Genomic DNA, 20,436 nt, shown 5'->3' with positions numbered 1-20,436 from the left:
CGGCTCGCTCATCGCTGACCACCCGCCTCGGCCTGCGACGGCTGGATCAGCACGTCCCGGCCGCACTGAGTGTTCGGGGCAGCCGGATCGCCGTACGTGCACAGACCGCCGTCAGGCAGATCGTCGGACTTGAGCGGGACCAGACCGGCCCACGCGTAACCGTGTTCGCGGCACAGCAGCACGCCGGGCCGGTCGGGGTTGCGGTAGGCGACGACGCCCTCGTCGAGCCTGGGGATGCCGCGCTCGGCGCGGAATTCGTCGATCGCCCAGTCGCAGCAGACCGGTTCGCCTTCGATGCTGTGCTCGTCCTGCCGGTGCTCGGGGTCGGCGGCCTGGTCGGCGGTCAGCACCTCCCAGCCGAGTCGGCAGTGCGAGCACGTGTGCGTCTCAGTGCAGGTGACCGTGACCTCGTCGACCTGCGGGCGCTGCCGCAGCTCGGCCGCGATCTCCTCGCACCGGCGCCGGTAGTCGCCGTCGACGTCGCGGCTCACGAGACTGTCACTCATGGACAGGGCGCCGAACCCGAGGCTGCCGAGGCGGCGCGGCAGCACCGCGACCGTGATCGGCCCGCTCGGGGCGACGAACTCCGCGAGGTCGTCGAGCCCGGTGAGCCCGAGGTCAGCGGGACGGCGCGGCTTGAGGGTGACCATCACTCGCCACTCATCGCGGTAGGTCGTCTTCACGCGGCAGCACCACCCTCGGCGGCGCGCTGTGCGGACAGCCACCCGGCCCGGTCACCCGGCCGCATCTGCTCAGACAGCCGCGCGGCCTGAGCGTCAGTGATCCGAATCTCGTACCCGAGGTCGGCCACCAGCTGCTCGACGGCCAGCGACTCCGGGACGTGCCCGTCGTACTCGCGGGCCGTACCACGCTCGGCGGCGATCTCAAGCACGCGGTCGAGGTGGTTGTCGATGATGTCGACCACCAGGCCGGTCGCGTACGCCTCGACGTCGAGCACGCCACCGGACGGGCGGCGGACGTAGAGGACCGGAGCGGCGACGGCCGGGCGGCGGAAGAGGCGCGCGAGCGCGCGGCGGATGCGGTCAGCCACGGTCGGCACCGTCCTTGGTGAGGCCCAGCGCCTCGGCCAGCTCCTCGATGTCGGGGGTGTACCCCTTGTTGTGGCCGCGCTCGACCATGTACTCCACCGTGGCCAGGCGGGAGGATCGCTCCTCCAGCTCGGCGATCTGCTTCTGGGCCTTGGCGAGTTCGGCCACGAGCTCGTTGAGCTGGTCGAGGTCGACGCCGTCCCGCGCCGGCACGGTGGCGAGAGTGGCGTGCACCTGGGCCTCGGCAGCGAGCGCGGCCCCGGTGACCGGGTCGGCGCCGTCGCCGTAGGTGAAGTGGTGGGCGCGGGCGACGAGGCGTTCGGCCTCGCGGAAGTGATCGGTCATCGAGTGCCTCCGGGGAGCTGGGCGCCCTCGGCGCGGCGGGCCGAGGAGCGGGCGCGGAACTCCGCGCAGGGATCGAACGAGGTCGGGGCGGTCCGGGCGCGGACGTCCATCGCCTTGCAGAAGGTCAGCCAGGCGGCGTCCAGTCCGGCGAAGCAGACGAGCCACATCACGGGCGCACCCCCGGGTCGAGCGGGTGCAGCAGCATCCGCAGCCGGGCAGCCGACTGGCGGGCCGACGAGGTCACCACAGCCGGGCCGTCGTCCTCCGTCAGCACCACCGGCACCGGGACATCCACGGCCAGCGGCAGCACCTGCGACGGCGCGGCGCCGTCCAGCTCGGCGTCCGGCACGGCCACCGCGCGGTGACACACCGGGCACCCGCACGACACGCCCGTGCAGTCGGCCACCGGCTCCTGGCACGTGCAGTTCGGGCCCGGAGCGGTCAGGTGCGCCTGCGTCGCCTCGGCGATCACCCGCCACCGCGCGCACGTCTCCTCGACCTCGGCCAGCACCTCAGCGCCACCCACGTTGGCGATCGCGGCCGCCGCCAACTCGTCCAGGAAATCGGCCCGATCCTCGGCGTCCAGCCACCGCGCCCACGGGAACGCCGGCGGGTAGCCGCCCGGCGCCTGCCCGGACTCGGCTGCCCGCATCGCCACCGTCACGTCGACCAGCGCCGCGTTCGTGCTGTGCCGCTCGGCCAGCAGTTCGGCGACCCGCGCCCGGAACTTGGCGAGCATTTCCAGGCACCAGCTGAGGTCGACGTATGCGTGGAGGATCAGCTCAAGGTCTGCGGGCAGCACGTTCGTGAACTGGCCCACTGTGCGGGGGTAGCCGTCGACTCGCGTGCGCACCATGCCCGGCGCCAGCCCCGTTTCGGTGGCAGGGGCCGTGTACCAGTGGCCGGGCTGCGCCTGATCCACGCGCGCCTGGATGCCAGCGACGGTGCGGTCGACCAACTCGGGCACGTCGGTCCAGTCCGCTCCTTCCGGGAGGTACGGCCGCCCGTCTTCGGCGCGGCCCCACGGGGCCTTGGCCCTGTCGTTGTTGCCCTGCTCCGCCTCCAGCTCGGCGACCCGCGCCCGTAGCGCGTTCTCTACCTTCTCCCGCTCCACCCGCAGTTGCTCCAGGCGAGCGACCGTGGCCACAGAGTCGGCAAACCGCGTCCGCAGCCCGTCTCGCTCCCGCGTCAGCGTCCGGACGTCGTTCTCCGCCCGGAGCCGCGCGTCCTGCTCCTCCTGCAACGACCCGATCAGCCGCTCGTTGGTCTTGAAGACCCCGTTCCGCTGGGCACGGAACGCATCGCGGTCCTTCCGCAGGAACTCCAGCTCGGCCGTCACCTGGGGCGTCACCGCCAGCCGTGCCGACTCGATCGCCAGCGCCAGCGCCAGCGGCGTCCGCTGGCCGTTCTCCTGCGCCTGGCGGATCGCCGTCGCCAGCTCGCGCACCGTCGTCGTGTCCGTCATGCCGCCACCGCCGCAGCGATCTCGTGCATGACCGGCGAGCCGGTCACCAGCGGGACCGACACCCGCACCGGGCACGCCACGCGCCCCGGGTCGACGTCCGTCCGCGTGTGCAGCGTCCACACCGTCACGCCGTGACCGGTGTCGGTCGTGGTGACCGTGCCGCCCATCTCGTACAGCCACGCCGCCAGGACGTCGATGTCCGTGGACATCACGTGCACCGCGTCGGCCTCGGCCTGGTAGCTGCCCTTTGGGAGATCGCGGAGGTTCGCGGTCCCCTCGAACTCGAGCTCGTTGTGCCGACGGGCGTTGCACTCCCGGCGGAACGCCGTGATCTCCGTGGGCGGGCGGTCGGTAATCTGAGTGCTCACGGTGGAGCCTCCTTCTTGGGTGAGGTGAAGCCGTAGGGGTCGTTCCGGGGTCCAGCCGGTTCGGCCCCGCTCCAGTTCGTCAGGTGCGCGCCAGGCGCCGGCGCCTCGGCCTCGCGGGCTCGGGCGGCCGCAGCGTCGGGTCCATCGCCGTGCCGGACTTCGGGTCGGCGTCGACCGCGGCGGCCTCGAACGCCTCGACCTCGGCGAGCGGGAAGAGCACTTCCCGGCCGCGCCGGAAGCCCTTCGGCGCCTTCCGGCGGTGGCGAGCCATGTAGATGGCCTGCGGTGTGGTCTGCCACCGCTCGGCGAGTTGCGGGACGGTGAGGTGGGGGGACTCACTCGTCTGGGGGATCTTCATCGGGTCCCTCGTCTTCTTCGTTTTGGGCGATCTTGTTGATCGCGGCCCTGGCTGGGGCCTCTCGCTCCAGTTCGAGAGCGATGCGTCTCAGCAGGTCAGGGCTGGGATTGGCGTTCTCGTCTCGTTCGATCCGGGACAGCCACGAGGGGGAGATTCCGATCTTCTTGGCGAAGGTCCGTAGGCCGTAGCCGCTCCCCACGCGCTGGCGCCGGATCCGCTCTCCCCGCGCTTGCACAATGGAAAGATTAGGAAAGAAATGGCAGCTAGGCAAGCCCTACGAGGGAAGAAAGAGGCAACAATAGGAAACGCCAGGTCAGAGGCTCAAACCGACCTGTCCCCGGTGAGGCGTGCCTTGGTAGCGTGTTGCTTACCGTTGCTTCCTGTTGCCTACGGACCGAGTGGAGACCAGGCCATGACCCGCGATCCAGAAGCGTGGGCCGCCCTCGGCAGGGCGGTCAGGGCCGACCGGCTCCGTCAGGGCTTCAAGACCCGCAAGGCCCTGGCCCAGCGGATTAAGGAGCAGGGTGGCGGCGCCTCGGACCGCAGCATCGGCAGCATCGAGAGAGGCATCGTGCCCCGCACCGGCGAGCTGCCACCCACGGCCGAGGTGGTCATCACCGCCCTGGGCTGGAGACTCGGCTGGGCCCACCGCATTCTCAACGGCGAAGACCCGGCTGATGTCCTCCCGCACCGACCCGCCCGCCAGGCGGCAGAGGCGGCAGAGGCCGTAGCGAAGGCCGACGCGCTGAGCAGAGAGAGCGTGCTCGAATTCCTCCCCCGCATCTACCAGTTCAGCCGTGACTGCGTAGCGCTCGGCGCGCCCCCCCGCGCCCGAGACACCTTCGACCAGGCACTCCAGGCGCTGATTGACTCGCTGCCCAGCGGGAGCGAGCGCCGGCGCTACGCCCTCGCCGCTTACCGCCCTCATGCCGTGGGCGAGGGTGTGGCGGACGACGACGCGGCGCGAATCATGGATGCTGCGGACGACGAAAGCTGACTGAAGCTCAGGACCGTCAGCCCGGGGAACTCCTTACGAAATTTCCTGTCGTTTCCTTCCGTTGCCTATGGGCACTCGGGTAAATATGGCTCAAGCGCGCTTCCCACAAGCCAACTTCAGGGGGAGTGCATGTCTTTGAGTCAGGCGTTGCTGCTCGCGCACGTCGGCCTGGCCTACAGACCGGCGATCGTGCTCGACCACCTGGGTATCCGAGTCAAGCGCACGTGGCTGCGGGACACCTGGGGTGCCTGGTGCCAGGACCGCAGGACGATCGTGGTCGCGGCCAACTTAAGCGCGGTGCAGGAGCGATGCGTCCTCGCACACGAAGTCGAGCACGTCCTAGCGGACGATGTTGCCTGCGGTTGGGGCCCGCTCGCCATACGTCTGGAAAGGGCCGCCGACCGCGAGGCCGCCCGTAAGCTCATCGCCATCTCAGACCTCGCCGCCGTCGCCCAGTGGGCTCCTGATGTCCACACCGCTGCCGAGGAGCTGCAGGTCACAGAGCGCATGCTCCAAGTCCGTCTGCACGACCTCACAGGGGAGGGCTGGCCATGGCCGCAGCCGCAGGGTGGATCGAAGATCGGTGGCTGAAGAAGCGCAAGGACCCCGTCACCGGGAAGCGCGAGCGCACCAAGCTCTGGGGGACGAAGACCGCCCGGTACAAGGTGTGCGGCATCCCCGGCGTGCGGGCGCGCTCGTTCGACGTCTTAGATGACGCCAAGGCGTGGAAGTCGAAGGCGCAGGCCGCGGTGATGGCCGGGGAGTTTTTCGATCCGCGCTCGGGCAACATCACGCTTCGCGAGTATGTCGAGGAGACGTGGTGGCCTGCCCTTCGGGCTGCGCCACGCACGAAGGCGGGGATGGAGTGGCGGATCTTCAACCACATCCTCCCCTACATGGGAGACCACCGCCTGAACGCCATCGGCACCGACGAGATCAAGTGGTGGACTGTCCAGGCGGAGCAGCGCATCGACGCAGGAACCGTCCGCGTCGCCTGGTCCCACTTTTCCAAGATCATGCAGTCGGCGAAGACGGCTAAGAAGATCGTCGAAAACCCGTTCCGGGATCCGGATTTGAAGGCTCCGACTCGACCGAAGTCGAAGGCCAAGGCGTGGCCGCGGGAGACGGTGGCCGGGGTGCAGGCCGCTCTCCCTGAGCAGTACAAGATCCTTGTGGATGAAGCAGCGCTCGCAGGGCTGCGTCAAGGGGAAGCGTTCGGCTTGTCGCCCGACGACCTGGACGGCGACGAGATCCATGTCGTGCGCCAGGTGACGAAGGTCCGGGGGAAGCTGGCTTTCGCGCCTCCGAAGAACAACAAGGAGCGGAGAGCGCCGTGCCCACCCGAGCTGGCCGAGGCCGTCAAGGCGCACATGGACCAGTTCCCGCCGGTCGACGTGACGCTCCCGTGGCTTGACCCGGATCGGCCCACCATGGCGTGGGAGGACCGTCCCCTGGTCACGGTACGGCTGTTGGTCACCACGCCGGGCCACGGCAAGCGGCCCGGCGGGGCAGTGAATCCTCAGACATTCGATGACCGGCAGTGGAAGCCGGCCCTCGTGGCGGCGGGTGTGCTCCCGCCGCCCGAGGAAGAGATCATTCGGCGTCCGGGTAAGAAGACCCTGCGTCGGGTCCGCTGGGCGATGCCGCGGGAGGATGGCTTCCATGTGCTGCGCCATACGTTTGCGTCAGTGGTGCTGCATGGTGGAGAGACCATCATTCAGCTTGCGGCATGGCTGGGGCACTCGGACCCCGCGTTCACGCTGCGGACGTATGTCCACTTCATGCCACGATCGGGGAAAGCGGGCATCGCGGCGTTGGGACGGTGGCTGCGGGGCGATGATGAGGGTTCCGAGGCGGCTTGACGCGAGGTGCGATCGAAACCCCCTCAGAACCCCCTCCTGTATTTTCTCCGGTCGCCTATTCGCTGTCTGACCTGGTAAATGTGGCCAGTCGGGATCGGCGCATGCCGTATGCGAAGTACAGCACAAGCCCGATGGCCATCCAGACGCCGAAGACCACCCAGGTCACGAATTCCAGACTGTTCATCATCCACAGGCACAGCCCGAAGCCGATGAGCGGGAAGAGCGGCGACAGCGGCACCCGGAAGGTCCGCGTCATCTCGGGCCGGGTCCGGCGCAGCACGATCACGGCGATGTTGACCAGCGCGAACGCGAAGAGCGTGCCGATGCTGGTGGCGTCGGCGAGCTGGCCGAGCGGGATCGCGGCGGCCAGGACGCCGCAGAAGAGGGAGACCAGGACGGTGTTGGCGCGCGGCACCCCGGTCGTGGGGTGGACCTTGGAGAAGACCGGGGGCACCAGCCCGTCGCGGGACATCGCGAAGAGGATGCGGGTCTGGCCGTAGAGCACGGTCAGCACCACGGAGGCGATCGCGACGACCGCGCCGGCCGCCAGCACGACGGCCCAGAAGCTCTGGCCGGTGACGTCCTGCATGATCCCGGCGAGCGCGGCCTCGGTGCCCGCGAACTTCTTCCACGGCAGGGCGCCCACCGCGACCGCCGCGACCAGGCAGTACAGCGCGGTCACGATGACGAGGGAGAGCATGATCGCGCGGGGCAGGTCGCGCTGCGGGTTCTTGGCCTCCTCACCGGCGGTGGAGGCGGCGTCGAAGCCGATGTACGAGAAGAAGAGGGTGGCCCCGGCGGCGCTGACGCCCGCCATGCCCAGCGGCATGAACGGCGTGTAGTTCCCGGCCCGGATGCCCGTGAAGGCGACGGCGCAGAAGAGGATCAGCGCGGCGATCTTCACCCCGACCATGATCGCGTTGGCCCGGGCGCTCTCCTTGGCGCCGCCCAGCAGGAAAGCCATGGCCAGCAGCACCACGAGCAGCGCGGGCAGGTTGAAGACGCCGCCGTCGCCGGGCGGGGCGGCCAGCGCGTCGGGGATGGTGACGCCGAGCGTGCCGTCCAGCAGCTCGTTGAGGTACTGGCCCCAGCCGACGGCGACGGCCGCGACCGAGACGCCGTACTCCAGGATCAGGCACCAGCCGCACACCCAGGCGACCAGCTCGCCCATGGTGGCGTAGGCGTACGAGTACGAGGACCCGGAGACCGGGATGGTGCCCGCCAGCTCCGCGTACGACAGCGCGGAGAACAGCGCGGTCAGCCCGGCTATGACGAAGGACACGATCACCGCGGGGCCCGCGTCCGGCACCGCCTCGCCGAGGACGACGAAGATGCCGGTGCCCAGCGTCGCGCCGATGCTGATCATGGTCAGCTGCCAGACGCCCATGGAGCGCCGCAGGCTCCCGCCCTCGCCCTGGCCGCCCTCGGCGACCAGCCGCTCCACCGGTTTGCGCCGCATCAGCCGGGCGCCGAGCCCGCCGGCCGGAGGCTTGCCCTCCGGTCGCTGGGCGGTGGGAGGGGCTGCGCCGTGCTCCAACACGTGGGTGGCTCCTTAATCGCTGCCATCGGGCGTGGGTATCTCAGGTGGTGGCGACCGAACGCGGGCATAGGGATGCCCGGTGACAAATCCGCAGGTGGGAATCGCCAAGCAGTCGGTCTTCGCCACTCAGCGTCAGCGCAAGACCCTACGAGCCGTCCGGCCACGGCCGTAATGCACCATCCTTGCGCATACGTGTCCGAACGTTGCGCGCGGGGGCGCTCGCCAGGGAATCATTGCGACACCCGTGCGCGCGTCACCCCCCGGTTCACCCGAATGCCGCGATACGGCACCAATTTGGCGGTCGTTGGTGGGGACGTGACGACTGACAGGCTGCAGCCCCCTGACCACGCTCCGCTTACGGCCGAACCCGTGTTCCGGGCCCGGGATCACGGGATGGAGGAGGAGCGGGCCCCGCACGACCACCCCCTCGAATACTGCTCGAGGGTCTGGGAGGACTTCCTCACGACCCTGGGCAGGATCGAGGACGACTTCCTCCAGCGCTCCGGTGCCGCGGAGCCGGGCGTCGAGGCGGGCGTCCAGGCATGACGTACACCGAGCCGAGGCCGGGCGGCTACGGGCCCCCTCCCACCGGCCACTACCCGCCGCCCAACCCGTCCGAACGGTTCGACATGGGCGTCGACTACGAGAGGAATCCTTTCCCCCTGCCGGACCCGGATTCCCTGGAGGGCCGCTGGGACCTGGAAGGAGACCTGGCGCGGCTGCTCCAGACCAGCTCCGCCATCCCCACCGTCCCCCCTCCCGTCGCCGCCTCCGCGCCCGTCTCCGCGCCCGTCTCCGCTCCCGTCGAGGACCCGGTGCACGCCACCGGTCCCATCCCCGTCCGGTCCCCCTCCCCCGCCCATGTGCGCGGGCGCGGCAAGCGCCGCCGGGTCCGCTTCCGGCTGCCGACCATGCCGTGGCTCCAGCTGATCAGCCTGATCTTCGCGGCTATGACCACCGTGATCGTCGCCATGCTGAGCGTGCTGGGCGGGATGATCTCCTACCGCCCGCTGCGCTACCTGGCCTCCCCCAGCACCTCGGAGTCCATGGCGGCGTGGTGGCCCCTGCTGGTCTACGGGCCCTGGCTGGTCGCCTCGCTGTCCGTGCTGCGGGCCGCGCTGCACCGCCGGGGGGCCGCGCACTCATGGGCGGTGGTGGTGCTCTTCTCCACGATCGCGGTGTTCCTGTGCGTCGCGCACGCCCCCAAGAACGCGCCCAGCATGGCCGTCGCCGGACTCCCCCCGGTCGCCGCGCTGGTCTCGTTCCACCAGCTGGTACGGCAGATCACCCTCACCAGCCCGCCCCGGCACGCCCTGCCCCGGCGGGGCGGTGACCCCCGCGGCGGCGTCATGCGGTGACGCACGACGACGCCGGCGCACGCACGTGGGCCCCCACTCACCCGAGCAGAGTGGGGGCCCACGTGCGGTGTCCCTATTCCCAACTGGCGTGCAGCGGCTTGCCCTCGGCGTAGCCCGCGGCGCTCTGCACGCCGACCACCGCGCGCTCGTGGAACTCCTCCAGCGAGCCCGCGCCCGCGTAGGTGCAGGAGCTGCGCACCCCCGCGATGATCGAGTCGATCAGGTCCTCCACCCCCGGCCGGGCCGGGTCCAGGAACATCCGCGAGGTCGAGATGCCCTCCTCGAACAGCCCCTTGCGGGCCCGCTCGTAGGCCGACTCCTCGCTGGTGCGGTTGCGCACGGCGCGCGCGGACGCCATGCCGAAGCTCTCCTTGTACGGCCGCCCGTCGGCGGCGTGCTGGAGGTCGCCCGGGGACTCGTACGTACCGGCGAACCACGAGCCGACCATGACGTTGGACGCCCCGGCCGCGAGCGCCATCGCCACGTCGCGCGGGTGCCGGATGCCGCCGTCCGCCCAGACGTGCTTGCCCAACTTCCGTGCCTCGGCGGCGCATTCGAGCACCGCGGAGAACTGCGGGCGGCCCACCCCGGTCATCATGCGGGTGGTGCACATGGCGCCCGGTCCGACGCCGACCTTCACGATGTCGGCGCCCGCCTCGATCAGATCGCGCACTCCGGCGGCCGCGACCACGTTGCCCGCCACGACGGGGACGCGCGGGTCGAGCGCGCGGACCGCCTTGAGCGCGGTGATCATCGACTCCTGGTGGCCGTGCGCGGTGTCCACGACCAGGGTGTCCACCCCGGCGTCGAGCAGCGCCTTGGCGTGCCCCTCCACATCGCCGTTGACGCCCACGGCGGCGGCGATCCGCAGCCGCCCCTCGCCGTCCACGGCGGGCTGGTAGAGCGTGGCGCGCAGCGCGCCCTTGCGGGTCAGGATCCCGGCCAGCCTGCCGTCGGCGTCGACGGCCGGGGCGAACTTGCGGTGCGCCGCGTCGAGACGACCGAAGGCGTCCTGGGGGTCGATGTCGGCGTCGAGCAGCAGCAGCTCCCGGGACATCACCTCGGACAGCTGCGTGAACCGGTCCACCCCGGCCAGGTCGGATTCGGTCACCACGCCCACCGGGCGGCCGTCCTGCACCACGACGCCCGCGCCGTGCGCCCGCTTGGGCAGCAGCGACAGGGCATCGGCGACGGTGCCGGAGGGGGCCAGCACGATCGGGGTGTCCAGGACCAGGTGGCGGCTCTTGACCCAGCGGACGACATCGGCGACGACGTCGATGGGGATGTCCTGCGGAATGACGACGAGGCCACCGCGCCGGGCGACCGTCTCGGCCATCCGGCGACCCGCGATCGCGGTCATGTTGGCGACGACGAGCGGGATGGTGGTGCCGGTGCCGTCGGGTGAGGCCAGGTCGACGCCCTGGCGGGAGCCGACCGCGGAGCGGCTCGGCACCATGAACACATCGTCGTACGTCAGGTCGTACGGCGGCTTCTGATCATTGAGGAAACGCACGTACCTCAGTGTCCCACGCGACCCGTGACACAAACCGTGATACGACAGCGGCCCCGGCGCCCGCGGGCGCCGGGGCGCGCCCTATACGCCGTCGGGGTCGGCCCGGTCCAGGGCCGGGCGGGGGCCCGGGTCCGTCTCCAGCAGCAGGTGGTCGGCGGCCGTCGTGTCCGTCACCAGGCTGGTGACCAGCCCCGACCGCAGCACCGCGCCGATCGCCGCCGCCTTGCGGCGGCCGCCCGCGATCGCCACCACCTCGGGGATCCGGCGCAGCCGGTCGGCCTCCACGGTGATGCACCGCTCGCCCAGGTCGCGGCCGATGCGGCGGCCCTCGGCGTCGAAGAGGTGGGCCGACATCTCGGCGGCGGCGCCCAGGCTCTCGTAGTGGGCCCGCTCCTCCTCGGTGAGCATGTCGTACACGGTGGAGATCCCGGCTTCCCAGGAGCCGATGGACACGCACGCCACGGTGACCTTGTCGAAGTACTCGAAGGCCCGGGCGATCCCGGTCTGCCCGCGCAGCGCGTCGGCCGTCGCGGTGTCCGGCAGCAGCATCGGCGCGTAGATCGGGTGGGCCTCGCCGCCGGAGACGGCGGCGGCCCGCCGGACCGCCTCGACCGAGCCGCGCTCGGCCGTGCCCGCGTCGTACACGCCGGTGAGCTGGACGACGGTGCACGGGGGCAGCCGGTGCAGCGCCGCGGCCATGTGGATGGTGGAACGGCCCCAGGCCAGCCCGAGCACATCGCCCTCGTTCACCAGCTCGCCGAGCAGGTCGGCGGCGACCTCGCCCAGGTTCTCCGGGTCCGGGGTGTCGGCCTCGGCGTCGGCCGGGGACTCCACGACGACCGCGTGACGCAGCCCGTAGCGGGCGCGCAGCGCGTCGGAGCGCTCCGCGTCGAGTTCGGCGGGAACCCGGATCTCGATCCGCACCAGGTCGCGTTCGAGCGCGGTCTCCAGCACCCGCGCGACCTTGAAGCGGCTGACCCCGAACTCCTCGGCAATCTGGATCTTGGACTTGCCCTCGAGGTAGAAGCGGCGCGCCATGGCCGCCGCCTGCACCAGTTCGGCGGGTCCCATCCGCGTGGCTGAACGGCCCGTCGACACCGCGGTCTCCTCACTTGTCAATGTTCCGGCCTCACCGTTCATCCTGTCAGAAACGGCTGAGTTGGTTCGCGCTTTACGTTGACGTTCACCGACCGGTAGCTTCGTGGCCGCACAGCCCGCCGGCGCCCGCCGCGTTCTCGGCCAGGGCGCGCAGCTCGCGCACGGCCTTGTCCGGGTCCTGCGCCCCGTAGACCGCGGAGCCCGCCACGAACACATCGGCGCCCGCCTCCGCGCACCGCTCGATGGTCGAGGCGGACACCCCGCCGTCCACCTGGAGCCACATCTCCAGGCCGTGCCGGGAGATCAGCTCACGGGTGCGGCGGATCTTGGGCAGCATGATGTCGAGGAACGCCTGCCCGCCGAAGCCGGGCTCCACGGTCATCACCAGCAGCATGTCCAGCTCGGGCAGCAGGTCCTCGTACGGCTCGATGGGGGTCGCGGGCTTGAGCGCCATCGCCGCCCGCGCGCCCTTGGCGCGGATCTCGCGCGCCAGCCGTACGGGCGCGGCCGCGGCCTCCGCGTGGAAGGTGACCGAGCCCGCCCCCGCCTCGACGTAGGCCGGGGCCCAGCGGTCCGGGTCCTCGATCATGAGGTGGCAGTCCATGGGCGTGTCCGTCGCCTTGCCCAGCGCCTCCACCACCGGCACGCCGAGGGTCAGATTGGGCACGAAGTGGTTGTCCATGACGTCGACATGGAGCCAGTCGGCGCCCTCGACGGCCTTGGCTTCGTCCGCCAGGCGGGAGAAGTCCGCGGACAGGATGCTGGGATTGATCTGCACGGCCATGGGACCAGCCTGCCACGCCCGCCGCCGGGCCATGGACGCGGGATGATCACGATCCGGTCGCCGCCCGGCCGGACGCCCCTTCGGCCCGCCCCGGTTGCCGCCGCGCGGGAGCCGCGATGGGGTGATCAAGACGGTGATCAAAACATGGTGATCAAAGCATGGAGCCTCTGCGGGCAACCCGCACTGTCGGTTGTGGGTCATGAGGGGTGAGTGACCAAGGATGCCCGTGTGACGGGCGGGAACACACAAGGACAGAGGCGACCGACCATGACCCGACAGCGAATACGCCCGCGGCCCCGCGCCGCGCTCTCCCTGGCGCTGACCGCGGGACTCCTCGCCCCGGCGCTCGCCGGCGCGCAGACCGCCACGGCCGCCGCGACCCCGCGGACGGTGTGCGCCTCGGACCGGGCGGGCCAGGCCGCCAAGCTGTCCCGGGACATCACCGCGGCGCTGCGTGGCCGGTCCGCCACCACCGCGGTCAGCCTCCGCGACCCGGCCACGCACACCCGCTGCGCGCTGCGCGCGGACCGGCCGTTCGACTCCGCGAGCGTGGTGAAGGTGACGGTGCTGGCCACGCTGTTGTGGGACGCCGAGAAGCACCACCGGAAGCTGACCGCGCGCGAGTCCCGGCTCGCCACCGCCATGATCACGAAGTCGGACAACGACGCCACCAGCGCGCTGTGGCGGCAGCTCACGACGGCCAGGGTGACAGCGTTCCTGCGGGCCGCCGGGATGACGCGGACCGTGCCCGGCGGCGGTGGCTACTGGGGGCTCACCCAGATCACCGCGAACGACGAGGAGAGGCTGCTGGAGCTGGTGACCCACCGCAACCCGCTGCTCGGCGACCAGTCCCGGGCGTACGTTCTGAAGCTGATGCGCGAGGTCATCCCGTCCCAGCGCTGGGGCACCCCGGCGGGCGCGCCGCGCGGCACCACGATCCAGGTGAAGAACGGCTGGCTGTCCCGCGCCACCCACGGCTGGCGGGTGCACAGCGTCGGCGCGTTCACCGGGCGCGGCCATGACTACACGCTCACGGTGCTCACCCAGGACAGCGCCCGCATGCGGGACGGGGTCGACACGATCCAGGCCGTGGCCCGCGCGGTCCACAAGGACCTCGATCCGGCGGCGGCCACGGCGGAGCCGTACCTCCCGACCCGCGCCCCGCGGGAGGCGATGCCCGCGGTGCCGTAACCCCCGTGCGCGGATACGGAACCGCCCCGGCCGGTGCTCCGGCCGGGGCGGGACGCTACCGGGGTGACCGTCAGCGCAGGGCGGACAGCGCCTGGTTGAGGGTCTTCGACGGACGCATCACGGCCGACGCCTTGGCCGGGTCGGGCTGGTAGTAGCCGCCGATGTCGGACGGCGAGCCCTGGACGGCGAGCAGCTCGTCCACGATGGTCTGCTCCTGCTCGGTCAGCGTCGCGGCGAGCGCCTTGAAGGACTCCGCGAGCTGGGCGTCCTCGGTCTGCTTGGCCAGCTCCTGGGCCCAGTAGAGCGCCAGGTAGAAGTGGCTGCCGCGGTTGTCGATGCCACCGACCCGGCGGCTGGGCGACTTGTTCTCCTGGAGGAACGTGGCGGTCGCCCGGTCCAGGGTGTCGGCGAGCACCTGGGCCCGCGCGTTGCCGGTGGTCTGCGCCAGGTGCTCGAAGCTGACCGCGAGCGCGAGGAACTCGCCCAGGCTGTCCCAGCGCAGGTAGTTCTCCTTGACCAGCTGCTGCACGTGCTTGGGCGCGGAGCCGCCGGCGCCGGTCTCGAACAGCCCGCCGCCGTTCATCAGCGGCACGACCGACAGCATCTTGGCGCTGGTGCCCAGCTCCAGGATCGGGAACAGGTCGGTCAGGTAGTCACGCAGCACGTTGCCGGTGACCGAGATCGTGTTCTCACCGCGGCGGATGCGCTCCAGGGAGAACGCGATCGCCTCCACCGGCGACATGATCTCGATGCGCAGCCCCTCGGTGTCGTGCTCCGGGAGGTACTGCTTGACCTTGGCGATGAGGTTGGCGTCGTGGGCGCGGCCCTCGTCCAGCCAGAACACCGCCGGGTCGCCGGTCGCGCGGGCGCGGGTGACCGCGAGCTTGACCCAGTCCTTGATCGGCGCGTCCTTGGTCTGGCACATCCGGAAGATGTCGCCCTCGCTGACCGTCTGCTCCAGCACCAGGTTGCCCTGGCCGTCGGTCACCCGCACGGTGCCGGTGGCAGGGATCTCGAAGGTCTTGTCGTGGCTGCCGTACTCCTCGGCCTTCTGCGCCATCAGACCGACGTTGGGCACCGAGCCCATGGTGGACGGGTCGAAGGCGCCGTTGGCGCGGCAGTCGTCGATGACGACCTGGTAGATGCCCGCGTAGCTGCTGTCCGGGATGACCGCGAGGGTGTCGGCCTCCTCGCCCTTGGTGTCCCACATGTGGCCCGAGGTGCGGATCATGGCCGGCATGGAGGCGTCGACGATGACGTCGCTCGGGACGTGCAGGTTGGTGATGCCGCGGTCGGAGTCGACCATGGCCAGCTCCGGGCCCTCGGCCAGCTCCGCCTCGAAGGACTCCTTGATCTTCGCGCCCTCGGGCAGCGACTCCAGGCCCTTGAGGATGCCGCCGAGCCCGTCGTTCGGGGTGAGCCCGGCCGCGGCCAGCGCCTGGCCGTACGCGGCGAACGTCTTGGGGAAGAAGGCCCGTACGACATGGCCGAAGATGATCGGGTCGGAGACCTTCATCATCGTGGCCTTCAGGTGCACCGAGAACAGCACGCCCTCGGCCTTGGCCCGGGCGACCTGCTCCTTCAGGAACTCACGCAGCACCGCGACGCGCATCACGGACGCGTCCACGACCTCGCCCGCGAGCACCGGCACCGACTCGCGCAGCACGGTGGTGGAGCCGTCGTCACCGGTCAGCTCGATGCGCAGGGTGCCGTCCTCGGCGATCACCGCGGACTTCTCGGTGGAGCGGAAGTCGTCACCGGTCATGTGGGCGACGTTGGTCTTCGAATCGGCCGACCAGGCGCCCATGCGGTGCGGGTTGGCCTTGACGTAGTTCTTGACCGACGCCGGGGCGCGGCGGTCGGAGTTGCCCTCGCGCAGCACCGGGTTGACGGCGCTGCCCTTGACCTTGTCGTAGCGGGCGCGGATGTCCCGCTCCTCGTCGGTCTTCGGGTCGTCCGGGTAGTCCGGCAGCGCGTAGCCCTGCTCCTGCAGCTCGGCGACGGCCGCCTTCAGCTGCGGGATGGAGGCCGAGATGTTCGGCAGCTTGATGATGTTGGCCTCGGGCGTCTTGGCCAGCTCGCCCAGCTCGGCGAGGGCGTCCTCGATGCGCTGGCTCTCCTGGAGACGCTCGGGGAACTGAGCGATGATGCGCCCGGCCAGGGAGATGTCGCGCCGCTCCACGGAGACCCCGGCCGTCGAGGCGTAGGCCTCGACCACGGGCAGGAACGAATACGTCGCCAAGGCCGGGGCCTCGTCGGTGTGCGTATAGATGATGGTCGAGTCAGTCACCGGGTGCTCCGCTCCACGTCTGCAACATTGCTCGACATCAAGATATCCCGTTACCGGCTCACGTTCGAATGCCCCCTGTAGGTTCTCGAATCCTCTGACCAATCGCACCTCGCCTACCTGCACTGATCAGTCGCGTCTCAGTAGTGGCCATGAGTAGTTCGTCTCACGATCTTGGCCACTGGGGAACCTTCTTCAGCGGTTAGGCCGCGGACGCCGTCTCGATGCTGTCCACGATCTGCGACGGTAGGACGGTTCGGGCGGGACCGCTGTCGGGCGATGCTAGGTAGTCGAGGAGCTTGGTTGGCTGCTCCGGTCGGCCGAGGGGGACCGGTTCAACACGGCGCCACCCTCTGGCGGACGCCGTCTTGATAGCTGTCAGATATGCGCTTTCGCTGATCCGGCCCAAGGTCCGGGCGCGCATGAGAAGGGCAGCGAGGGATACCTGCCAGTGCCGTTTGAGGTCGAACAAGGTCGACCAGTCGACCGTGGTCGGTAGGTGGCTGTAGATGTCGCTGGCCGGCATGAGGAAGGCCGCCGCGAATTGGTGTGCTTGTGTCTCGACCTCCTTGACGCCCCAGATCTGCTCGCCATGCAGCACGAGATGCGCGAGTTCGTGCGCGGCGTCGAACCGGGAACGGGCACGGTCATTTTTGTCGGTGCCCAGGACCACAACCGGGTGGTCGGGGAAGGGTAGGGAGAACGCGTCAACGTCCGCGCTGTCGAGCGGGAGTCGAATCACGGCGACTCCGTGAGTCTCCAGCAGTTCGACGACGTTCGGGGCAGGGCCTGAGGGAATACGCCACAGGGAGCGGACCCTGGCTGCGGCCTGCTCAATCTCAGCGATCGGGGTCTCCAGCCCGCTCACGGGGAGCACCGGCACATCACTTAGAGAGAACCACTGTGCGCCTGATGCACGGACCGCGAGGTCATGGGCGACGTGAGCGATCGCTCGGGCCCGGCGCCGATCGACCACCGACGTACGGCGCAGCGACCGGAAGAAGCCGTCATGGCTTTCGGCCATTGGCTCGCGGAAGAACCCGGAGGGCACCGCGAGAATCTCTGCCAGGGCCGCGAACGTCTCCGGGCTCGGTCGTGCCGCACCGCCTTCGAACTGGCTGATCGCGGCGGGCGTGAGCCCGGCTTCGCGCGCCAGCTGCGCCTGGCTCATCCCGGCCAGCTCACGGGCGGTTCGAAGCCGAGCTCGTTCGAACGCCGGCGTGCTCATCTCTCCCCTTTGTCTGACCTTGCTCGATCTTGGTCTCCACATCTTCGCGGATTGCGGACGCCACCCATGCCCCAGGGGGTCTCTCAGACCAGGGCATCGAGATAACAGTGTAGAAGGCCACACCGAAAACGATGCCGTGATGTTAAGTACTATCGTTAGTGGAGATCCGGTCAGGCAGGCCGGGTCTTCTTCGAGCTGCAGTACGGGGGCGGTTGAAGTGACAGGGCGTTTCCAGATCCTGGCCTTGGACGGCGGGGGGTTTCGCGGCATGTTCTCAGCGGCGGTACTGGCCCGCCTGGAGGAGGATCTCGGCATCCGGATCGTCGATCACTTCGATCTGATCGCAGGCACCTCGACCGGTGGGATCATCGCGCTCGGCCTGGGGCTCGGACTGACGCCCCGGGAGATCCTCACGTTCTACACCGAGCACGGCCCCCGGATCTTCCGTGACCGCAGCCGGATGCGCGGCGTCCGGCACCTGTGGCGCGCGAAGTACGGAAACGGGCCGCTGAGGGCGGCGCTGACCGAGGTGTTCGGCGAGCGGACCTTCGGGGAGAGCACCAAGCGACTGGTAATCACCTCGTACAACGTCGCCGCCGACGACGTCTACCTCTTCCGGACCCCGCATCTGCCCGCCCTCAAGCGCGACTGGCGGGAACAGGCCGTGGACGTTGCACTGGCCACCTCCGCCGCTCCGACTTACCTTCCCGGGATGCCCCTGGACGGGGCACGGCTCATCGACGGCGGCGTATGGGCGAACAACCCGTGCATGGTCGCCCTGACGGAGGCGGTGGGGCCGCTCTCCATCCCGCTCGATGCGATCCGGGTGTTCAGCCTCGGGACGACGATCGATGTCCGTAGCCGCCACCGCCGTCTGGATCGCGGTGGTCTCCTGCCGTGGGCAGGCGACGCCGTGGAGGTCCTCATGCGGGCGCAGAGCGAGAGCGCCGCCAAACAGGTGCGGCACTTCGTCGGCAAGGAGAACGCATTCCGCCTCAATCCGACGGTGCCCACCGGCGCCGTCGCGCTGGACAAGGTCAACGCCGAAACCCTCAACGGACTGGCTGGACACGTCAGTCGCGACGTGTCGCCCACCGTTGAGCGCATGTTCTGCGATCACCGTGCGCCGGTGTTCGCTCCGCTCTATCCCGTACGTGAGGACTGACGTGGACACGCTCGATGACATGCTGTCGATGCTCCTCGACGGCGCTGTGGAGGTGCTCGACATCTCCCCCGACCTGCACGATAGCGCCGTCGAACGCTACGAGGAGGTTGGAACCTGGCTCGCCGAGAACGGCAGGCCGGGATGGCGGATCTATCCCCAGGGCTCATTCATCCTGGGGACCGTGGTCCGCCCCAGCACGCCCACCGGTGAGTACGACATCGACCTGGTTTGCCAGCTGCCGTTGCATCCGGACAGCACGACGCAGGAGCGACTGAAGCAGCGGGTTGGTGATCAGCTGACCGCCTACCGCCAGTGGAAGAAGGACCAGGGCCATACCGATGGCCCCGACAGCCTCGAACCCCGCCGCCGCTGCTGGACCCTGGAGTACCCGGGCTTCCACCTCGACGTCCTGCCGGCTATCCCGGACGAGAAGCACCCGCCCACCGGAATCCGCCTGACTGACAAGGAGCTGCGGGAGTGGCAGCGCGGCAACCCCCGCGGATACGCGGCCTGGTTCCACAAGCGATCAGAGCTGTCCCGCAAGGTTCTCGACAAGCGGCACGCCAACGTCGCCGACGTCCCCACCTGGCAGACCCGGAGCCCATTGCAGCGGGTCGTCCAGATCCTTAAGTGGCACTGCATGATCATGTTCGCCGATGACACCGACAACCGACCCCCGTCCATCCTCATCACAACACTCGCAGGACGCGCCTACACCGGCGAGGAGGACCTGTTCACCGCCGTACGCAGCGTGCTGGACAACATGACCAGCTTCATCGAGAAGGACGGCGACGAGTGGTGGGTGCCGAACCCGGCGCACGAGAAGGAGAACTTCACCGACAAGTGGAACGAGTATCCCGAGCGCCGTGAGGCCTTCTTCGCCTGGTTCAACGAGATCAACGCGACCGTGAACGAGCTCGCCGGCATGAAGGGCAAGGGCTTGGACGCGGTCTTCGAGCGCCTCACCAAGTCCTTCGACCACGCCCCCGTCCTGCGCTCTTTCGAAAAATACGCGGACCGCATGGGCGCTGCCCCCAACCAGCGGATGGGCAACACCGGACTGCTCTCCCCGTACGCGACGGGTCCCCGTAAGCGGGACCACACCTTCTATGGCCAGCATTCCGCCGCGCGCGATTAACCTCGGCCTGCAGCTCGCCTCGATCAAGGCACTTCTTCCCGAGGCGCAGGGAACCGTGCACGGCGGCGAACTGGTCTGCACTGTTCCCCTGCAGCCCACCCCCGCTAGTAGGCGCCACCTCGTGCGGATCACCTACCGGCACCGGCACCGGCCACGCGTGACGATCACCGGCCCGCCCCTGCCCCTGCATCCGCGCGCCACGGCCCTGCCGCACATTTACCCCGGCGGTGACCTGTGCCTGCACCTGCCGGGAGAGTGGAAGGAGCACATGTTCCTGTCGCGCACGATCGTGCCGTGGGCTTCGGAATGGCTCTTGCACTATGAACTGTGGCGCGTCACCGGTCGCTGGGCCGGCAGCGGCCACGATTACGCCGTGTAACCGGCCGAGCAATCCAAGGAGCAGGATTCCCTCAGGTGAGCGCGAGACCGGACGAGCTGCCTGCTGCTGAGCAGAGTCACCCTTCACATCGAAGAACAACGGCAGCGCGGTAAGGACCGTCCGCCTCAAGACCAAGGCAGTTACGCAACCTTGCAGGCATTCACGCACGATCTGCGTGAGTCGCTGAGCAGCCTCTGAAAGTTGGCTGTATCACTTTCGCGGGGAGTCGTTTCGAGGTGACTTGGGGAGTCGTTTCGTGGAGGCAGGCAAGATCAATGTCAGTGGCTTTCGATGTCACTGCCGCCTGTCAG

At 69.7% G+C, this 20,436-nt stretch carries 23 protein-coding genes; 9 read left to right on the top strand and 14 right to left on the bottom strand.

The genetic code is table 11. The features are described 5' to 3' along the window. Nucleotides 1-8 precede the first annotated feature (8 nt). The 8 genes from ABZ562_RS07305 to ABZ562_RS07270 all read right to left on the bottom strand — a co-directional run bounded on the left by ABZ562_RS07305 (nt 9) and on the right by ABZ562_RS07270 (nt 3,820). Nucleotides 9-683: a hypothetical protein gene (locus ABZ562_RS07305; protein WP_361475147.1), complete on the bottom strand. Its 675-nt coding sequence runs from the start codon at nt 681-683 to the stop codon at nt 9-11. Further along, nucleotides 680-1,051 (bottom strand): hypothetical protein, encoded by a 372-nt coding sequence (locus ABZ562_RS07300; RefSeq protein ID WP_361475145.1) that lies wholly within the window; start codon nt 1,049-1,051, stop codon nt 680-682. The genes ABZ562_RS07305 and ABZ562_RS07300 overlap by 4 nt, the downstream gene beginning before the upstream one ends. After that, complete coding sequence (locus tag ABZ562_RS07295) at nt 1,044-1,394, bottom strand: hypothetical protein (RefSeq protein WP_361475143.1); 351 nt, start codon at nt 1,392-1,394, stop codon at nt 1,044-1,046. Before ABZ562_RS07295 ends, ABZ562_RS07300 begins: the two co-directional genes overlap by 8 nt. Next, nucleotides 1,391-1,564 (bottom strand): hypothetical protein, encoded by a 174-nt coding sequence (locus tag ABZ562_RS07290; RefSeq protein ID WP_361475141.1) that lies wholly within the window; start codon nt 1,562-1,564, stop codon nt 1,391-1,393. The genes ABZ562_RS07295 and ABZ562_RS07290 overlap by 4 nt, the downstream gene beginning before the upstream one ends. Continuing rightward, entirely contained in the window at nt 1,561-2,859 is a 1,299-nt protein-coding gene (locus tag ABZ562_RS07285) for a hypothetical protein (protein ID WP_361475139.1), read from the bottom strand. Before ABZ562_RS07285 ends, ABZ562_RS07290 begins: the two co-directional genes overlap by 4 nt. Then, nucleotides 2,856-3,227, bottom strand: a complete 372-nt coding sequence (locus ABZ562_RS07280; RefSeq protein WP_361475137.1) for a hypothetical protein — start codon at nt 3,225-3,227, stop codon at nt 2,856-2,858. Before ABZ562_RS07280 ends, ABZ562_RS07285 begins: the two co-directional genes overlap by 4 nt. Nucleotides 3,228-3,306: 79 nt before the next feature. Then, nucleotides 3,307-3,585, bottom strand: a complete 279-nt coding sequence (locus ABZ562_RS07275; protein ID WP_361475135.1) for a DNA-binding protein — start codon at nt 3,583-3,585, stop codon at nt 3,307-3,309. Next, on the bottom strand, nt 3,563-3,820 hold the full coding sequence (locus tag ABZ562_RS07270; protein WP_361475133.1) for a helix-turn-helix transcriptional regulator: 258 nt from the start codon (nt 3,818-3,820) through the stop codon (nt 3,563-3,565). The genes ABZ562_RS07275 and ABZ562_RS07270 overlap by 23 nt, the downstream gene beginning before the upstream one ends. Before the next feature lie 177 nt (nt 3,821-3,997). Here ABZ562_RS07270 and ABZ562_RS07265 point away from each other — a divergent pair, with 177 nt between their 5' ends. The 3 genes from ABZ562_RS07265 (at nt 3,998) to ABZ562_RS07255 (ending at nt 6,444) form a co-directional block, all read left to right on the top strand. Next, nucleotides 3,998-4,582, top strand: coding sequence for a hypothetical protein (locus tag ABZ562_RS07265; RefSeq protein ID WP_361475131.1), 585 nt, complete (start codon nt 3,998-4,000; stop codon nt 4,580-4,582). Nucleotides 4,583-4,711: 129 nt separating this feature from the next. After that, nucleotides 4,712-5,173 carry an ImmA/IrrE family metallo-endopeptidase gene (locus ABZ562_RS07260; protein WP_361475129.1) on the top strand — a complete coding sequence of 154 codons (462 nt, stop codon included), beginning with the start codon at nt 4,712-4,714 and terminating at the stop codon, nt 5,171-5,173. After that, nucleotides 5,134-6,444: a site-specific integrase gene (locus ABZ562_RS07255; RefSeq protein WP_361475127.1), complete on the top strand. Its 1,311-nt coding sequence runs from the start codon at nt 5,134-5,136 to the stop codon at nt 6,442-6,444. The genes ABZ562_RS07260 and ABZ562_RS07255 overlap by 40 nt, the downstream gene beginning before the upstream one ends. 55 nt (nt 6,445-6,499) lie before the next feature. Here ABZ562_RS07255 and ABZ562_RS07250 read toward each other — a convergent pair whose 3' ends face one another. Next, the gene (locus tag ABZ562_RS07250) at nt 6,500-7,984 is read right to left on the bottom strand and encodes an amino acid permease (RefSeq protein WP_361475125.1); all 1,485 of its coding nucleotides are present in this window, start codon (nt 7,982-7,984) and stop codon (nt 6,500-6,502) included. Between the two features lie 393 nt (nt 7,985-8,377). Here ABZ562_RS07250 and ABZ562_RS07245 point away from each other — a divergent pair, with 393 nt between their 5' ends. After that, nucleotides 8,378-8,530 carry a hypothetical protein gene (locus ABZ562_RS07245; RefSeq protein WP_361475123.1) on the top strand — a complete coding sequence of 51 codons (153 nt, stop codon included), beginning with the start codon at nt 8,378-8,380 and terminating at the stop codon, nt 8,528-8,530. Beyond that, nucleotides 8,527-9,342 carry a DUF2637 domain-containing protein gene (locus tag ABZ562_RS07240; protein ID WP_361475121.1) on the top strand — a complete coding sequence of 272 codons (816 nt, stop codon included), beginning with the start codon at nt 8,527-8,529 and terminating at the stop codon, nt 9,340-9,342. Before ABZ562_RS07245 ends, ABZ562_RS07240 begins: the two co-directional genes overlap by 4 nt. A gap of 73 nt (nt 9,343-9,415) precedes the next feature. Here the strand turns inward: ABZ562_RS07240 and ABZ562_RS07235 are convergent, their stop codons facing one another. The 3 genes from ABZ562_RS07235 to rpe form a co-directional block, all read right to left on the bottom strand. Next, nucleotides 9,416-10,864 (bottom strand): GuaB1 family IMP dehydrogenase-related protein, encoded by a 1,449-nt coding sequence (locus tag ABZ562_RS07235; protein WP_361475541.1) that lies wholly within the window; start codon nt 10,862-10,864, stop codon nt 9,416-9,418. Between the two features lie 72 nt (nt 10,865-10,936). After that, complete coding sequence (locus tag ABZ562_RS07230) at nt 10,937-11,926, bottom strand: sugar-binding domain-containing protein (protein WP_361475539.1); 990 nt, start codon at nt 11,924-11,926, stop codon at nt 10,937-10,939. A gap of 112 nt (nt 11,927-12,038) precedes the next feature. Next, complete coding sequence (rpe, locus tag ABZ562_RS07225) at nt 12,039-12,737, bottom strand: ribulose-phosphate 3-epimerase (protein WP_361475119.1); 699 nt, start codon at nt 12,735-12,737, stop codon at nt 12,039-12,041. A 267-nt stretch (nt 12,738-13,004) separates the two neighbouring features. Between rpe and ABZ562_RS07220 the strand changes: the two genes are divergently transcribed. Then, entirely contained in the window at nt 13,005-13,928 is a 924-nt protein-coding gene (locus tag ABZ562_RS07220; RefSeq protein WP_361475117.1) for a serine hydrolase, read from the top strand. Nucleotides 13,929-13,998: 70 nt separating this feature from the next. Here ABZ562_RS07220 and ABZ562_RS07215 read toward each other — a convergent pair whose 3' ends face one another. Further along, complete coding sequence (locus ABZ562_RS07215; protein ID WP_361475115.1) at nt 13,999-16,218, bottom strand: NADP-dependent isocitrate dehydrogenase; 2,220 nt, start codon at nt 16,216-16,218, stop codon at nt 13,999-14,001. Nucleotides 16,219-16,417: 199 nt separating this feature from the next. After that, nucleotides 16,418-17,443, bottom strand: a complete 1,026-nt coding sequence (locus tag ABZ562_RS07210) for an XRE family transcriptional regulator (protein ID WP_361475113.1) — start codon at nt 17,441-17,443, stop codon at nt 16,418-16,420. A 139-nt stretch (nt 17,444-17,582) separates the two neighbouring features. Between ABZ562_RS07210 and ABZ562_RS07205 the strand changes: the two genes are divergently transcribed. From ABZ562_RS07205 to ABZ562_RS07195, 3 genes are read left to right on the top strand one after another with little or no spacing between them, the layout of a single operon-like run. Continuing rightward, nucleotides 17,583-18,608, top strand: a complete 1,026-nt coding sequence (locus ABZ562_RS07205; RefSeq protein ID WP_361475111.1) for a CBASS cGAMP-activated phospholipase — start codon at nt 17,583-17,585, stop codon at nt 18,606-18,608. 1 nt (nt 18,609) lies between these two features. Further along, complete coding sequence (locus ABZ562_RS07200; RefSeq protein ID WP_361475109.1) at nt 18,610-19,746, top strand: nucleotidyltransferase; 1,137 nt, start codon at nt 18,610-18,612, stop codon at nt 19,744-19,746. Beyond that, complete coding sequence (locus ABZ562_RS07195; protein WP_361475107.1) at nt 19,718-20,125, top strand: hypothetical protein; 408 nt, start codon at nt 19,718-19,720, stop codon at nt 20,123-20,125. Before ABZ562_RS07200 ends, ABZ562_RS07195 begins: the two co-directional genes overlap by 29 nt. Nucleotides 20,126-20,436 lie beyond the last annotated feature (311 nt).

The sequence above is a fragment of the Streptomyces sp. NPDC019937 genome, assembly GCF_040631655.1.
GTDB lineage: Bacteria > Actinomycetota > Actinomycetes > Streptomycetales > Streptomycetaceae > Streptomyces.
The sequence above is the reverse complement of the archived record's forward strand: the minus strand, read 5'-3'. Positions and strand labels throughout refer to the sequence as shown.

Coding starts and splice junctions, on each gene's coding strand:
- ABZ562_RS07240 (WP_361475121.1), top strand. CDS start 8,527: ATGACGTACACCGAGCCGAGGCCGGGCGGCTACGGGCCCCCTCCCACC.
- ABZ562_RS07255 (WP_361475127.1), top strand. CDS start 5,134: ATGGCCGCAGCCGCAGGGTGGATCGAAGATCGGTGGCTGAAGAAGCGC.
- ABZ562_RS07205 (WP_361475111.1), top strand. CDS start 17,583: ATGTTAAGTACTATCGTTAGTGGAGATCCGGTCAGGCAGGCCGGGTCT.
- ABZ562_RS07260 (WP_361475129.1), top strand. CDS start 4,712: ATGTCTTTGAGTCAGGCGTTGCTGCTCGCGCACGTCGGCCTGGCCTAC.
- ABZ562_RS07295 (WP_361475143.1), bottom strand. CDS start 1,394: ATGACCGATCACTTCCGCGAGGCCGAACGCCTCGTCGCCCGCGCCCAC.
- ABZ562_RS07275 (WP_361475135.1), bottom strand. CDS start 3,585: ATGAAGATCCCCCAGACGAGTGAGTCCCCCCACCTCACCGTCCCGCAA.
- ABZ562_RS07245 (WP_361475123.1), top strand. CDS start 8,378: ATGGAGGAGGAGCGGGCCCCGCACGACCACCCCCTCGAATACTGCTCG.
- ABZ562_RS07285 (WP_361475139.1), bottom strand. CDS start 2,859: ATGACGGACACGACGACGGTGCGCGAGCTGGCGACGGCGATCCGCCAG.
- ABZ562_RS07265 (WP_361475131.1), top strand. CDS start 3,998: ATGACCCGCGATCCAGAAGCGTGGGCCGCCCTCGGCAGGGCGGTCAGG.
- ABZ562_RS07195 (WP_361475107.1), top strand. CDS start 19,718: ATGGCCAGCATTCCGCCGCGCGCGATTAACCTCGGCCTGCAGCTCGCC.
- ABZ562_RS07230 (WP_361475539.1), bottom strand. CDS start 11,926: ATGGGACCCGCCGAACTGGTGCAGGCGGCGGCCATGGCGCGCCGCTTC.
- rpe (WP_361475119.1), bottom strand. CDS start 12,737: ATGGCCGTGCAGATCAATCCCAGCATCCTGTCCGCGGACTTCTCCCGC.
- ABZ562_RS07210 (WP_361475113.1), bottom strand. CDS start 17,443: ATGAGCACGCCGGCGTTCGAACGAGCTCGGCTTCGAACCGCCCGTGAG.
- ABZ562_RS07220 (WP_361475117.1), top strand. CDS start 13,005: ATGACCCGACAGCGAATACGCCCGCGGCCCCGCGCCGCGCTCTCCCTG.